Below are 14,364 nucleotides of genomic sequence, written 5' to 3' on the forward strand. Positions count from 1 at the left end.
CAAAATGAAAGTACCTATTTCGCCTGGGCCGTCAGGATCTTGAGCGCGAAGGCCGAAAAAACTCCGGCAAACAGATAGTCGACGACGCGGGTCACACGCGGGCTGGATTTCATCGCGGCCGAGAATTTTTCCGCCGCCAGCACCATCGGCGCCGTCACCGGGATTGCCAGCACGACGAACATCGCGCCGAGGAAGAACAGCTTTCCCGGCGCATTGGGGTCATGGGCGGAGACAAATTGCGGCAGGAAGGTCATGAAGAACAGGATGATCTTCGGGTTGAGCAGGTTGACCCCGAGCCCCGCGGCCCAGCTGCGGAACAGTGAGATCTGCGGCCCGCTCTTCTTCTCCGGTGAAAACGCCGACCCTTTTGTGATCGCCTGCCATGCCAGGAAGACCAGATAGCCGGCGCCGAAAATCTTCAGCACGAAGAACGCCATCGGCGAGGCGACGATCAGCGCCGAGACGCCGACCACCACCAGCGTGGTGTGAATCAGCGTGCCGCACAAGGCGCCGGTCATCGAGGCAAAACCGGTGGCACGGCCCTGGCTCAGCGTGCGCGAGACGAACAGCGTCATGTCAGGCCCGGGCGTGATCGCCAGGATGAAGGTGGCGATGGAGAACTGGATAAGCGTGGCACTGTCGGGGATGAAGGACATGGCTCGTCTCGTAGCGGCAAAAGACGGCGCAGCCATAGCGCAGGACCCGTGTGCTCGCCAGCCTCTGAGCGATACAGCATCTGGTCCAGCATCGTTCGTCCCTTGCGCTGGCCTAAAACGCCGTGATACCTCGCCCGCGAAGAACCCCTGTCGCGGAACTGCCCACCATGTCGAAAGCAAAAGCCGTCAAGAAAGTCGTGCTCGCCTATTCCGGCGGCCTCGATACCTCGATCATCCTGAAATGGCTGCAGACCGAGCTCGGCGCCGAGGTCGTCACCTTCACCGCCGATCTCGGCCAGGGTGGCGAACTGGAGCCGGCTAGGCGCAAGGCCGAGATGATGGGCATCAAGGACATCCGCATCGTAGATGTCCGCGAGGAGTTCGTATCCGATTTCGTCTTCCCGATGTTCCGCGCCAACGCCGTCTATGAGGGCAGCTATCTGCTCGGCACCTCGATCGCCCGGCCGCTGATCTCGAAACATCTTGTCGAGATCGCCAGGGAGACCGGCGCCGACGCGATCGCGCATGGGGCCACCGGCAAGGGTAACGATCAGGTGCGTTTCGAGCTTTCCGCCTATGCGCTGAACCCCGACATCAAGGTCATCGCACCCTGGCGCGACTGGTCGTTCAAGTCGCGCACCGACCTGATCAACTTCGCTGAGCAGCACCAGATCCCGGTGCCGAAGGACAAGAAGGGCGATGCGCCGTTCTCGGTCGACGCCAACCTTCTGCACTCCTCCTCCGAGGGCAAGGTGCTAGAGGACCCGTGGAGCGAGCCGCCGGAATTCGTCCACCAGCGCACCATATCGCCGATGGATGCGCCGGATGAGGTCACCGAGATCGAGATCGAATTCCTCAAAGGCGATCCGATCGCGCTCGACGGCAAGAAACTGTCGCCGGCGACGATGCTGGCGGCGCTCAATGATCTCGGCCGCGACAACGGCATTGGCAGGCTAGATCTGGTCGAGAACCGTTTCGTCGGCATGAAATCGCGCGGCGTCTACGAGACCCCCGGCGGCACCATCCTGATATCGGCCCACCGGGCGATCGAATCGATCACGCTCGACCGCGGAGCCGCCCATCTCAAGGACGAGTTCATGCCGCGCTATGCCGAGCTGATCTATAACGGCTTCTGGTTCGCGCCCGAGCGGCTGATGCTGCAGGCGATGATCGACAAGAGCCAGGAAGACGTTGAAGGCACCGTGCGGCTGAAGCTCTACAAGGGCAACGTGATTGTCACCGGCCGCAAGTCGAGGAAGACGCTCTATTCCGATGCGCTGGTCACCTTCGAGGACGACCGCGGCGCCTATGATCAGAAGGATGCCGAAGGTTTCATCCGCCTCAACGCGCTCAGGCTTAGGACATTGGCCGCGCGCAGCCGCACGGGTTGAGCCAAACACTATTCCAGGAAAACCCGGCGGAGACGCCGGGTTTCTATTTGGTATCCCTCGCGGGACGGAGGGATTCTGATAATGAAAACGCCATTTTTCTCCTGCTTGCGGCAGCCATCGTCTTTATTGGATGCCAGTCCTCGCAGGCGGCCTCGAAACGCGAGCAGAATCCAGACGGGTGCATCTCTGCTGTCCACCTGTGGAGCATCACGCTCAAGCACGATATCGCCTCTTTCATGGGCGTCTCGCAGGAGCACATGCCGGCCCTGTTCTGCCAGCGCCTTGCCGAAGGGGTGCGCACCGGACGCATCAGCTACTCCGACATAAACAGCCTGCAGCTAGATCAACCGACCGAAATCTGGATGGTCATCAAGGGCAAGTCAAAGGCGGCTGCTAGGGCCACCCCGGCGCCGCGGAACCCCAAATTCCGTACCTGCTCAAATGTTATCACCGGCTCCTTCGAGGTTGCCGCTTCCGAGAAATGCCCCTTGGGCGGCAGCTACTCGCAAGCTGCCGGAGTCCCGACGGTGATCGAGGGCAGGCCAAAGGCGGCTCCTTCAACGCCACGGAACTCCAAGTTCCGTACCTGCTCAAATGTTTACGCAGGCTCCTTCGAGGTTCCCGCTTCCAAGAAATGCCCATTGGGCGGCGGTTACGTGAACAATTGAGAGCCCAGGCGCTCGCCTCTCTTGGCATGCCACACGCACCGACAAAAAAGCCCGGCACACGGCCGGGCTTTTTGTCGAACGGACATTTCTAGTCAGCCGCCGTCGATCGCGTCGGCGATCTGGGCGATGGCCTGTTGGTAGACGCTCGCGGAATTCCAGCCGGCAATTGCACCGATATTCGCCTGCGCGCTGGCGCCCGGTCGCCAACCATGACTCTTGAGGAAGTTGGCGGTAGAAGCCAACGCAGTGGCCTTGTCGCGCAGGTTTTTGTTGCCTACGCCATATGTCAAAACATTTCCGGGCAGGAACTGCGTGTGACCAATCTCGCCATGCGCGGCACCGACCGACGAGGCGCTCAACGCTCCGCGATCAACCAGCTTCAGGGCCGCAATGGCATGCGGGTAGAAGAACTCCGGACGGCGGCAGTCATAAGCGAGCGTTAAAATGGCGGAGACCGTATTCTGGTTGCCCATGGCGGAACCGAAGCCGGTTTCCATGCCCCAGATGGCGAGCAACACGCCCGGCGACACGCCGTAATTCTGTTCGATCTTGTCGAACAGCGCAGCATTGGCCTTCTTCAGTGCACGGCCCCTGGCAATGATCGCGGACGCGCCACGGCGCTTCATGAAAGCTTCCACCGAGCCGCTGAAAGCCTTATGGATGGCGCGGTCAACGGAGATCGTCTTTGTCGCGTAGGTTGCGCGAGCCAGAGCGGCCAGACCCTTCGAGCCGACGCCGTCGGCCTTGGCCTCTGCGGCGAACTCCGGTTTCCACGCCTCGAAGCCGGCGCCGCTCTTGCCACAGCTGGCCGCCCCTGCGCCCGTCGCCAGCGCAAGCACCGCCACCACCGTGGCCACTACAAACATCTTCTTGGCAAGAAATGCCATGCTGCTCTCCTGGTTGCCTGAATCACGTTCCCAATTGCGAACTTGCCTGCGAAACACCTGCTTGTCACTGCCCCGGCGCCACGCCGATGCACTCAATACAGCAGGAACCTCAAATCCACCACACTGGCGGACACCCGGGAATTTGCCTACGATCAAGTAATTATTGTGGCGGGGGCAGAATAAGCATGGAAGACGTTGACGTCGTGATCATCGGCGCCGGTTCAGCCGGGCTTTCGGCTGCCAAGACCCTGCGCGCTGCCGGTTTTTCCTTCAAATTGTTGGAAGCGATGAACCGCATTGGCGGCCGCGCCTGGACCAGCGATCAGCATTTCGGCGTGCCGTTCGACATCGGCTGCGCCTAGTTGCATGCCGCGGACCGCAATCCCTATTTTCCCGAGGCGAAAGCCGCCGCCTGGACGCTTCACCATCACGACATGAATGTCGATCATCTCTACTACCGCGAGCGAAAGGCAAGCGAAGCCGAAGAGGCGGCGATGAAGGTGGCCGACGCAAGGCTGTTCGAACTGGTGGCGGCACATCAGGTGAGGGAAGGCGACGACGACCGTCTTTCGGCATTGCTCGCCAAGGGACACGCGCCGCGCGCCGCCGCAACCTTCGCCGGGCCGATGGATTTCGGCGCCGACGAGGACGAGATATCGATCCGCGACTTTCAGGCCGCCGCCGATCTCGATCCGAACTATTTCACCAGGGAAGGCTTCGGTACGCTGGTTGCGCGCTTCGGCGCCGATGTGCCGGTGGCACTGTCGACGCCGGTGCGCAAGATCGTCTGGGATGGGCCGGGCGTAGCCTGCGTCACCGATCGCGGTACCATCTGCGCCAAGGCGGTTATCGTCACCGCCTCGCCGGCAGTGCTCGCCTTCGAGGAGATTGCGTTCTCGCCTGCACTCCCCGACGCGCATTTCGCCGCCTTCTTTGACCTGCCGATGGGCATGCTGACCAAGCTGCCGGTCGAAATATCCGGTACAAGGCTCGGCCTGGAGCCGTTCGACGATTTGCTGATCGAGCGGCTGGCCAGACACGACATCTACTTCCTCTGCTTTCCCTTCGACCTCGATCTGATGGTCGGTTTCGTCGGCAGCGATTTCGCCTGGGAGATGTCGGCGGCGGGCGAGGCGGCCGGCATCGACTTCGTCGTCGACCGGCTCTGCGGCATCTTTGGCGGCGACGTGCGAAAACATGTCGGACGCGCGATGATGACCAATTGGGGCGCTGAGCGGTTCGTGCGCGGCGCCTATGCGGCGGCGCGGCCAGGCCGCTCGCAAGCGCGCGCCACGCTGATGCAGCCGGTGGCGGAAAAGATCTTCTTCGCCGGCGAGCATTTGGCCGGTCCGCTGATGCAGACCTGCGGCGGCGCCAGGCTATCGGGCGCGGCAGTGGCCAAGGAGGTCGTCGCCCAGCTTGCGGCAAAATAGCGTCGGCCGGCAGGAACGTGGGCAGCTGACAGGCGTTTGGCGTTCTCCTGTTCGTATTGTCCTTCGCATTTCGAATGATTTGAGACGCCAATGAAGCTTTTCGACTGCCCGCATTGCGGCCACCGTCTCTATTTCGAGAACGCGCAATGCCTGAACTGCGCCAGCCTCGTGGTCTACGATCCCGAGCATGCGCGCTTCGCGCTGTCCGGCGGCGACGTCTTCCATTGCACCAATGCCGACGAATGCGCCTGCAACTGGATGGCGGAGCCCGGCCACGCCTTCTGCCGCGCCTGTGCGCTGAACCAGCTGATTCCGGATCTGTCGGTCGACGGCAACCGCCGCCGCTGGATCCGTGTCGAGGCGGCAAAGAAGCGTGCCGTGTATTCGCTGCTCGCCTTCGGCCTGCCGGTCGCACCCAAGCAGAATCCCGGCGACGAGATCGGCCTCGCTTTCGATTTTCTTGCCGATCCGATCGGCGGCGGTCCCGGCGGCGAGCGTATCTTGACCGGCCACGACAACGGCCGGATCACGCTCAACGTCGCCGAGGCGGATTCGGCAGAGCGCGAGCGACGGCGCGTCGAGATGGGCGAGAACTACCGCACGCTGCTCGGCCATTTCCGCCATGAACTCGGCCATTATTACTGGGACCGCCTGATCCGCGACGATCCGCAAAGGCTTGCCGGTTTTCGCGCTTTGTTCGGCGACGAGCGCGCCGATTACGAACAGGCGCTGAAGACCTATTATGCCGATGGCGCGCCGCCCGACTGGCAGCAGCGCCATATCTCGGCCTATGCGACGTCGCACCCATGGGAGGACTGGGCCGAGACATGGGCGCATCACATGCACATCACCGACACGCTGGAGATGGTGCATGCCCTGAATTTCCCGCTCGGCCGGCTGGAGACCGTTGAAGCCAACGAGCTGCCGCGCGCCGATACCGGCGGCAAGTTGCAGCCGGCACCATCGGAACCCGCCCCCAGGCCAGAGCCCTTCGAAAGGATTCTCGAGCGCTGGCTGGTGCTGTCGGAGGCATCCAACTCGATCAACCGCTGCATGGGCCTGCCCGATCTCTATCCGTTCGTCATCTCGGACGTGGCGGCGCAAAAACTTGCTTTTGTTCACGAGCTTTTGACCGACCTGCCGAAAACGACTGGAACAAATCGTGAGCCGGCCGAAGCCTTTTAGCCGGAACGCATGCGGCTTTGCTTCGTTTTCCGTGCCAAGGGACTGTGAAACGGAGAGAAAACCATGAAACGCATATTGTTTCCGGCGGTGGCCGGAGCGCTCATAGCGATGTCGGGCTCTGCTTTGGCCGACACCGCCGTCTCGGCCATCACCGATCTCAATGTACGCGCCGGCCCCGGCCCACAATATCCGGTCATCGGTGTGCTCGCGGCCGGCCAGTCCGCGACGCTCGACGGCTGCATCGCCAATAGCAAATGGTGCACCATCGCCGAGGCCAACGGCCAGGGCTGGGTCTATTCCGACTATGTGACGGCCGATTTCGGCGGCAGCCGTGTGGTCCTGACACAGCGTCCGGCCAGCGCCGACATTGCCGTCGTGACACCGCCTGCCGATAGCGCCGAATATTCCGACACCTATACCGGAGCGATCGTTGCCGGCGAGGCGATCGAGCCCATCCGCAGACCGCCGGCCGAGATCCGCACCTATGTCCGTACGCATCGGCTCGAACCGGTCTATCTCGAGGGTGAGGTGGTTACCGGCGCGACGTTGCCTGACACCGTCGAGCTGCGCGAGATTCCGGACTATGATTACCGCTATGTTTATGTGAACGGCCAGCCGGCACTGGTCGATCCAGGCACCAGGCGCATCATGTACGTCGAGCGCTGACGATACAAGCAGGGCGGTCGCCCTATAGCGGCGGCCGCTCGCACTGCCGACATTGCCACAAGCCGGTACTGCCGCTGCAATACCGGTTTCCACATTGCGGCCGATGTTCTAGACCTTGCGAGCCGAAGCACCAGCCAGCGAGCCCGCGTGACGATCGACCCAACCGCCTTCCAACAGTACCGGCACACCACCAACAACAAGACCACTTTGCCGCGGCTTCTGCTTGGAGCGGTGGTCGTCATCCTGTTCTGGCTCGGAACAACTGCCGCCGTGCTGTTCGGCGGCACATATGCCTTTGCCGTTTGGCAGGCGTCATCTGGCACCGCCCCGCCAGGTGGAGGAGCGGTGCAGGATTTCATGGCCTCTCCTGCGGGCATCCTCGCGGCGCTGGCTTCATTTGCCGGAATCTGGCTCGGCCTTTGGGCTGCAATGCGCTGGATCCATCGCGAAAAGCTGACCGCCCTGATTGGCGTCAGCCGGCGCATTTCTTGGGCGGGGTTCCTGAAAGGGCTGACCGCGGTGCTGATCACCTCGCTGCTTTCCGAGATCCTGCTTTATGGTTTGCAGCCCGACATCGCGCGCGGCGCGATCGGCCTGTCCTGGTGGCTTTTGTTCCTGATCCCGATCGCCGCCCTGACCTTTCTGCAGACCTCGTCGGAGGAGATGCTTTTTCGCGGTTATCTGCTCAGGAGCCTGGCGAGCCGGTTCCAGAACCCTTTCATCTGGGCGCTGCTGCCGGGATTGCTGTTCACCTCCCTGCACTGGAGCCCAGGTTCGAGCGCCGCCATCAATGCCTGCGTGCTGGCCTCGATCGCCGCCTTTGCGCTGTTGCTGACGCTTCTGGTCTATGCGACCGGCAATCTCGGTGCCGGCTTCGGCGCCCATCTCGGCAACAATCTAACCGGTTTCCTGCTGATTTCGCACCAGCAAAGCTATAATTCCTTCGCCCTGTTCAACGCCAAGCCGCTCGAATCCGCCGGCTGGACGACTTTAGACGCCGTCCTCATCGCCGTGATCGGCATCGTCAGCAGCCTGTTGACTGTTCTGTTGCTTTTGCATCCGCGCTCACCGCTGAAGGTCGAGCCGGATATGCCGCTCGCCGGCGGCGTGCGCTGATGCGCCTTGCCTGGCCGCCCCGAGCATATTTGGCGCAAAGCCTGACGAAAGCTTGACTCTGCAGCCGATTTCCTGTCTACACGCCGCGAAATCCGCGACGAGTATTCCTCCGAGCAAACCGACCGGGACGCCGAAACCTCCTTGAGGTGAAGTGCTGTAAATCGATCCCGGAGGCCAACACCCGGCAGCGCTGTGCGCCCCCGGGTGCTTTTTGGCTTTGGGCTTTTGCCCGGACCGGCTTTTGCTTGGACAGTTGGCGCGAACGCATTACCTCTCGGGCATCATCCGGGTGCCAGGGAAAAGGAAAAAGAATGTTTGAATCGCTACAGGAACGCACAAGAGGCGTGGAGGGCCATCGGCCCGACAGGGATCAAAATCAATCCAAGGCGCTGTCGCGCGGTGGGTTGACCAATGTTTGAGTCCCTGCAAGAGCGCCTTGGTTCGATCCTGAACGGCCTCACCGGCCGCGGCGCCTTGTCGGAGGCTGACGTCTCGGCGGCGCTGCGCGAGGTGCGCCGTGCGTTGCTCGAGGCCGACGTGGCCCTGGAAGTGGTGCGTTCCTTCACCGACAAGGTGCGCGAAAAGGCCGTCGGCGCCGCCGTGGTCAAGTCGATCAAGCCCGGCCAGATGGTCGTCAAGATCGTCCATGACGAGCTGGTCGAGATGCTCGGCGCCGAGGGCGTCGCCATCGATCTCAATGCACCGGCTCCGGTCGTCATCATGATGGTCGGCTTGCAGGGTTCCGGCAAGACGACGACCTCGGCCAAGATCGCCAGGCGCCTCACCGACCGTCAAAACAAGAAGGTTTTGATGGCCTCGCTCGACACGCGGCGTCCCGCCGCACAAGAGCAGCTCCGCCAGCTCGGCGAGCAGGTCAAGGTCGCCACATTGCCGATCGTCGCCGGCCAGACGCCGGTCGATATCGCCCGCCGCGCCGTGCAGGCGGCCAAGCTCGGCGGCCATGACGTCGTCATCCTCGACACTGCCGGCCGCACCCATATAGACGAGCCGCTGATGGTCGAGATGGCCGACATCAAGAAGATGTCGTCGCCGCACGAGATCCTGCTGGTTGCCGATTCGCTGACCGGCCAGGACGCCGTTAATCTGGCAAAAAGCTTCGACGAGCGCGTCGGCATCACCGGCCTCGTGCTGACCCGCATGGACGGCGACGGCCGCGGTGGTGCGGCGCTCTCGATGCGCGCCGTTACCGGCCAGCCGATCAAGCTGATCGGCACCGGCGAAAAAATGGACGCGCTGGAGGAATTCCATCCCAAGCGTATCGCCGACCGCATCCTCGGCATGGGCGACATCGTCAGCCTCGTCGAAAAGGCGGCCGAGAACATCGACGCCGAGCAGGCGGCGGCGATGGCCAGGAAAATGCAGTCGGGCAAGTTCGACCTGAACGACCTCGCCGGCCAGCTTCAGCAAATGTCGAAAATGGGCGGCATGGGAGGCATCATGGGGATGATGCCCGGTATGGGCAAGATGAAGGACCAGATGGCCGCCGCCGGTCTCGACGACAAGATGTTCGGCCGCCAGCTCGCCATCATCTCGTCGATGACTAAGGCCGAGCGCGCCAACCCGGATATTCTGAAGCACTCGCGCAAGAAGCGCATCGCCGCCGGCTCGGGTACCGACGCGGCCGAAATCAACAAACTGTTGAAGATGCATCGCGGCATGGCCGACATGATGAAGGCGATGGGCGGCAAGGGCAAAGGCGGCGGCCTGATGCGCGGCATGATGGGCGGCCTCGCTTCCAAGATGGGGCTCGGCGGCATGATGCCTGGCGGCGCAGGCGGTCCCGGAGGCGGCATGATGGGCGGCGGCATGCCGGATCTCTCCAAGATGGACCCCAAGCAGCTCGAAGCCTTGCAGAAGCAGGCGCAGGCGGCCGGGCTCGGCGGCATGAAGGGCCTGCCCGGTGGTCTTCCCGGTGGCGGTGGCCTGCCTGGGCTGCCCGGCGGCATGAAACTTCCCGGCCTGCCGGGCGGTGGTGGGCTGCCAATGCTTGGCAAGAATGGCCTCGGCAAGAAGAAGTGAGAGCGCCATGAACGAAGAGAAGGACATGGCGGACGCGCGTGCGGCGCTGGCCAATTATCGCGCCTCGATCGACAACATCGACGCGGCGCTGATCCACATGCTGGCCGAGCGCTTCCGCTGCACCAAGGCAGTCGGCGTGCTGAAGGCGGAACATGGCCTGCCGCCTGCCGACCCGGCGCGCGAGCAGGAGCAGATCGCCCGTCTTCGCCAACTGGCCAAGGACGCCCATCTCGACCCGGATTTCGCGGAGAAATTCCTGAACTTCGTCGTCCGCGAAGTGATCCGCCATCACGAGCAGATCGCCGCATCCAACGGCGTGACGAAAACCGGCTGAGGACCAGCCACCAACCGATCAACCAAATCAGAGCTTTAGGAGAAGAGAAATGCCACTGAAAATCCGATTGGCCCGTGCGGGCTCGAAGAAGCGTCCCTATTACCATGTCGTCGTCGCCGACGCGCGTTCGCCGCGCGACGGTCGTTTCATCGAGTCGCTCGGCTCGTGGAACCCGCTGCTGCCCAAGGACGGCGAACGCGTCAAGGTCGACGCCGAGCGCGTCAAGCATTGGCTGTCGCATGGCGCCCAGCCGACCGACCGCGTGCTGCGCTTCCTTGATGAAGCCGGCATCGCCAAGCGCGAAGCCCGCTCCAACCCGAAGAAGGCCGAGCCCGGCAAGAAGGCGCAGGAGCGCGCAGCCTTGCTGAAGAAGGCGCAGGAAGATGCCGCCGCGGCCGTAGCCGCCGCTGCAGCCGCGCCGGCCGAGGCGGAAGCCGCCAGCGCCGAATAAATCATCTCCACCACCACGAAACGGCGGGCCTTGCCCGCCGTTTGCTGTTCGTCCGCATGGTGCGGCCTGATCAATAGCCCTCGGGGCAACTCGCAACGTACACACGACCGTTACGATCGCGATAACGGCACTGGCCGCTTTCGCTGGCACGGCCGATCAGCGCACCGGCCAAAGCGCCGGCCGCACCGCCGATCACCGCGCCCTTGGTTGGGTTGCCGGCCACCGCAGCGCCGACCGCCGCACCGCCCAGGCCACCAACTGCCGCGCCTTGCTCAGTGCGGGAGCAGGCACCGAGCGGTACCAGCAAGGCCATCAAGATCATCACCTTTTTCATTGTCGTTCCTCTCCAACAGGGTGCCGTCCTCGCCGCTGCACCTCCTAACTCGCAACCAGGCGATTTGATCCAAAGAAGAAGATCGGCTGCCGCCCGGCGCTCTGGCGGCGTGGCCACCATCGAACGGCTTTCGAAGTCGCCGCTATTGGCTGAATGGGAACAACCCGCGCACCCTTGGATCGCGCAGATACAGGCCACCCCAGAGGATGGCGCCGAGATAGACGCCGAACAGTATGTGCGAGAACAAAGGGCTGCCGATCCGCACATGCGTGGCGACGGCGCCGCCGAGATAAGCGGTGAGCAGGATGGCGCCGAGCACCGAGGTGCGCGGCAGCGCGTAAAGCGCTGTCGAGACCAGTCCAATGATGCCGAGAATGCGCGAGACATTGGCATCGGCCGGCCAGCCGAGCTGCACCATGGTCTGGGTGACGATTTCGAGCGGCGGTAGCTTGATCACGCCGTCGAAGATCATGAACAGCACGACGACGGCGCTGAGCACGCGGCCGGCCCACAAGGCACGCGATGAGACGGGTGCTGCCTGAGACATGGTCATTGATGTTCCCTCCGGTCGTTGTGAGCACTGGCTCCTCCGCCAGCTCGAACCAAGGACGCGGCCCATTACGGCGATCCGACATGCCTCCAGTTCTTTTCACTCCAGCGGCGAACCTTGGGTGTGTACGTTCAGTCAGCAACGAACCTGGCCAAGTCCACCTTGCGGGGTGAGGTGGAGGGCGTTATCGAAAATCCATAGAAGTGTCTTCGAGCGCTCGACGCAGCAGCCGCCTAGTCGCACAACGAAAGCAATCGATGGCCGGAGAGACCGACCTGAAACAGTTGCTGGCGGCAATGACGCCGGAATTGCTTGCCGGGGTTCATGTGTTCACCACGTTGCCACCCGATGCGCCCGTTCCCGACAGGCTCCACCCGGTGATGCTATTTCGCGAGCGCGAGGGCATGACGCTGATCGTGCATGAAGACCATGCCAAGGCCGCTGGACTGAAAACCGTGTTCCGCTGCCGGATGCTGACGCTGAACATCCATTCGTCGCTGGACGCGGTCGGCTTCCTCGCCGCCATCACCGCACGACTGGCCGCGGCCGGCATCGGCGTCAATCCGGTCTCGGCCTTCTACCACGATCACCTGTTCGTGCCCGCCGACCGGGCGGAGGAGGCGCTGGAGTTGCTGTTGGACCTAGCGGAGGAGAACCGGCTGTGACGCCGGCACCTTGCTGGCCATTTGAGACGCCTGCGCTGCCCCTCATCCTCCTGCCGGAACCTTTTCCCCGTGAGCGGGGAGAAGGGCGTTAACGGCCGAAGGCCGAGCCCGCGACTGCGGCCGCCGGCCTTCCGGCGCCCCCGCGGAGGGCCAGCCGCGATAGCGGCGATACGGCACGTGAGCGAAAAGCAAGCTGAGCAAAAATCGCGGCCGAAGGCCGAGCTGCGACCGCAGACCGCCGGTCGTCCGGCGCCCCGCGAGGGCCAGCCGCGTTAGCGGCGATGCGGCCGTGAGCGAAAAGCAAGCTGAGCAAAAATCGCGGCCGAAGGCCGTGCCTGCGACCGCAGGCCGCCGGTCGTCCGGCGCCCCCGCGGAGGCCAGCCGCGTTAGCGGCGATACGGCCCGTGAGCGAAAAGCAAGCTGAGCAGAGATCGCGAAGGCCGTGCCTGCGACCGCAGGCCGCCGGTCGTCCGGCGCCCCGCGGAGGCCAGCCGCGTTAGCGGCGATACGGCCGTGAGCGAAACTACGCCGCCTTCTTCTTTGGCTGGATCAGCCCGCGCTCGACCAGCAGCTCGGCGATCTGAACCGCATTGAGTGCCGCGCCCTTGCGCAGATTGTCGGAGACGATCCACATCGACAGGCCGTTGTCGATGGTCGAATCCTCGCGGATGCGCGAGATGAAGGTGGCGTCCTCGCCGGCCGATTCCAGTGGCGTGATGTAGCCTCCGTCCTCGCGCTTGTCGATGACCTGGCAGCCCGGCGCCTCGCGCAGGATCTCGCGCGCCTCATCGGCGGTGATCGGCTTTTCGAACTCGATGTTGACCGCTTCCGAATGACCGATGAACACCGGCACCCGCACGCAGGTCGCCGTCAGCTTGATCTTGGGGTCGAGCATCTTCTTGGTCTCGGCCACCATCTTCCACTCTTCCTTGGTGAAGCCGTCGTCGAGGAAGACGTCGATATGCGGGATTACGTTGAAGGCGATACGCTTGGTGAACTTCTTGACGTCGACGGTGTCGGCGACGAACACCGCGCGAGTCTGCGTGAACAATTCGTCCATGCCTTCCTTGCCGGCGCCGGAGACCGACTGGTAGGTGGCGACGACGACGCGCTTGATGGTGGCAGCGTCATGCAGCGGCTTCAGCGCCACGACCAGCTGCGCCGTCGAGCAGTTCGGGTTGGCGATGATGTTCTTGCGCGTGAACAGCGAGATCGCATCCGGGTTCACTTCCGGAACGATCAGCGGCACGTCCTGGTCGTAACGGAAGGCCGACGAATTGTCGATGACGACGCAGCCCTGCTTGCCGATCTTCGGCGACCATTCCTTCGAGACGTTGCCGCCAGCCGACATGATGCAGATGTCGGTGTCTGAAAAATCATATTGGTCGAGCGCCCTGACCTTCAGCGTGCGGTCGCCGAACGACACTTCCGTGCCCTGGCTGCGCCGCGAGGCCAGCGCCACCACCTCGCTCACCGGAAAGCCGCGTTCCTCCAGTATGTTGAGCATTTCCCGGCCCACATTGCCCGTGGCGCCGACGATCGCAACCTTGAAACTCATCGAAATCTCCTGTCCCTCTCCGCTCGGTTTCTGGAGAAAACCCGCCGGCCGATGCGGGTTTCAACCCCCGGGCCGGACCCGGGAGAGGGTGGTTAGGCCAAGGGAATCAGACCGTTTTGGTGGTCGTTTTGCCGGTTTTTTTGAGCAACAACGTGGGTTTGCTGGAACGAGGAGACGCACCGACGCACCCGGCCCAATGGTTCGCATTGGGGCCGGGGATGTCGAATGCAAGGAGCGCCATCAGAAGGCCGCGCATCGAAACTATCCCGTTCGGTGCCGGCTTTTACGCGGTTTGCGTCCAGAGTCAATCGCAACCAGGCCGACCCGCCCGCCCTGTACAATGACATCGGCACCAAGTACGAACGGGTATCGTCTGGCTCGTGGCGCCCGTCCGTGGCGCTTGCCGACATTTACCCGTCGCCGGGTATTT

At 63.2% G+C, this 14,364-nt stretch carries 17 protein-coding genes; 11 read left to right on the forward strand and 6 right to left on the reverse strand.

What is annotated here, in order from left to right:
- Positions 1–14: 14 nt before the first annotated feature.
- Positions 15–656: a LysE family translocator gene (locus NKI63_RS21805; RefSeq protein ID WP_352507350.1), complete on the reverse strand. Its 642-nt coding sequence runs from the start codon at positions 654–656 to the stop codon at positions 15–17.
- A 167-nt stretch (positions 657–823) separates the two neighbouring features.
- On the opposite strand from NKI63_RS21805, the gene NKI63_RS21810 reads away from it, so the two are divergent.
- Both NKI63_RS21810 and NKI63_RS21815 read left to right on the forward strand, forming a co-directional pair.
- Positions 824–2,047: an argininosuccinate synthase gene (locus tag NKI63_RS21810; protein ID WP_352507351.1), complete on the forward strand. Its 1,224-nt coding sequence runs from the start codon at positions 824–826 to the stop codon at positions 2,045–2,047.
- A complete protein-coding gene (locus tag NKI63_RS21815) occupies positions 2,044–2,715 on the forward strand; it encodes a hypothetical protein (RefSeq protein WP_352507352.1) in 672 nt (223 codons plus the stop codon). Before NKI63_RS21810 ends, NKI63_RS21815 begins: the two co-directional genes overlap by 4 nt.
- 92 nt (positions 2,716–2,807) lie before the next feature.
- On the opposite strand, the gene NKI63_RS21820 is transcribed toward NKI63_RS21815, so the two are convergent.
- Entirely contained in the window at positions 2,808–3,602 is a 795-nt protein-coding gene (locus NKI63_RS21820; protein ID WP_352507353.1) for a lytic murein transglycosylase, read from the reverse strand.
- A 185-nt stretch (positions 3,603–3,787) separates the two neighbouring features.
- On the opposite strand from NKI63_RS21820, the gene NKI63_RS21825 reads away from it, so the two are divergent.
- From NKI63_RS21825 to rpsP, 8 genes are all read left to right on the forward strand, one after another.
- A complete protein-coding gene (locus tag NKI63_RS21825; RefSeq protein ID WP_352507354.1) occupies positions 3,788–3,964 on the forward strand; it encodes an FAD-dependent oxidoreductase in 177 nt (58 codons plus the stop codon).
- Positions 3,965–5,035, forward strand: a complete 1,071-nt coding sequence (locus NKI63_RS21830; protein ID WP_352823234.1) for a flavin monoamine oxidase family protein — start codon at positions 3,965–3,967, stop codon at positions 5,033–5,035.
- A gap of 90 nt (positions 5,036–5,125) precedes the next feature.
- Positions 5,126–6,220: a zinc-binding metallopeptidase family protein gene (locus tag NKI63_RS21835; protein ID WP_352479694.1), complete on the forward strand. Its 1,095-nt coding sequence runs from the start codon at positions 5,126–5,128 to the stop codon at positions 6,218–6,220.
- Positions 6,221–6,283: 63 nt separating this feature from the next.
- Positions 6,284–6,886 (forward strand): DUF1236 domain-containing protein, encoded by a 603-nt coding sequence (locus tag NKI63_RS21840; RefSeq protein WP_352479695.1) that lies wholly within the window; start codon positions 6,284–6,286, stop codon positions 6,884–6,886.
- 147 nt (positions 6,887–7,033) lie between these two features.
- Positions 7,034–8,002 carry a CPBP family intramembrane glutamic endopeptidase gene (locus NKI63_RS21845; RefSeq protein ID WP_352690921.1) on the forward strand — a complete coding sequence of 323 codons (969 nt, stop codon included), beginning with the start codon at positions 7,034–7,036 and terminating at the stop codon, positions 8,000–8,002.
- A gap of 411 nt (positions 8,003–8,413) precedes the next feature.
- Positions 8,414–10,042 (forward strand): signal recognition particle protein, encoded by a 1,629-nt coding sequence (ffh, locus tag NKI63_RS21850; protein ID WP_352690923.1) that lies wholly within the window; start codon positions 8,414–8,416, stop codon positions 10,040–10,042.
- Positions 10,043–10,049: 7 nt separating this feature from the next.
- Complete coding sequence (locus NKI63_RS21855; protein WP_254817890.1) at positions 10,050–10,376, forward strand: chorismate mutase; 327 nt, start codon at positions 10,050–10,052, stop codon at positions 10,374–10,376.
- A 49-nt stretch (positions 10,377–10,425) separates the two neighbouring features.
- Positions 10,426–10,827 (forward strand): 30S ribosomal protein S16, encoded by a 402-nt coding sequence (rpsP, locus tag NKI63_RS21860; protein ID WP_254817891.1) that lies wholly within the window; start codon positions 10,426–10,428, stop codon positions 10,825–10,827.
- Positions 10,828–10,897: 70 nt separating this feature from the next.
- On the opposite strand, the gene NKI63_RS21865 is transcribed toward rpsP, so the two are convergent.
- Positions 10,898–11,161: a YMGG-like glycine zipper-containing protein gene (locus tag NKI63_RS21865; protein WP_023680734.1), complete on the reverse strand. Its 264-nt coding sequence runs from the start codon at positions 11,159–11,161 to the stop codon at positions 10,898–10,900.
- A 142-nt stretch (positions 11,162–11,303) separates the two neighbouring features.
- Positions 11,304–11,714 (reverse strand): DoxX family protein, encoded by a 411-nt coding sequence (locus NKI63_RS21870; RefSeq protein WP_352690925.1) that lies wholly within the window; start codon positions 11,712–11,714, stop codon positions 11,304–11,306.
- A 254-nt stretch (positions 11,715–11,968) separates the two neighbouring features.
- On the opposite strand from NKI63_RS21870, the gene NKI63_RS21875 reads away from it, so the two are divergent.
- Positions 11,969–12,376, forward strand: coding sequence for an ACT domain-containing protein (locus NKI63_RS21875; protein WP_352479699.1), 408 nt, complete (start codon positions 11,969–11,971; stop codon positions 12,374–12,376).
- Between the two features lie 523 nt (positions 12,377–12,899).
- Here the strand turns inward: NKI63_RS21875 and NKI63_RS21880 are convergent.
- Positions 12,900–13,934: an aspartate-semialdehyde dehydrogenase gene (locus NKI63_RS21880; protein WP_352479700.1), complete on the reverse strand. Its 1,035-nt coding sequence runs from the start codon at positions 13,932–13,934 to the stop codon at positions 12,900–12,902.
- Between the two features lie 106 nt (positions 13,935–14,040).
- The gene (locus NKI63_RS21885) at positions 14,041–14,190 is read right to left on the reverse strand and encodes a hypothetical protein (RefSeq protein WP_352650252.1); all 150 of its coding nucleotides are present in this window, start codon (positions 14,188–14,190) and stop codon (positions 14,041–14,043) included.
- Positions 14,191–14,364 lie beyond the last annotated feature (174 nt).

Source organism: Mesorhizobium sp. M0410 (genome assembly GCF_040321435.1).
Lineage (GTDB): Bacteria > Pseudomonadota > Alphaproteobacteria > Rhizobiales > Rhizobiaceae > Mesorhizobium.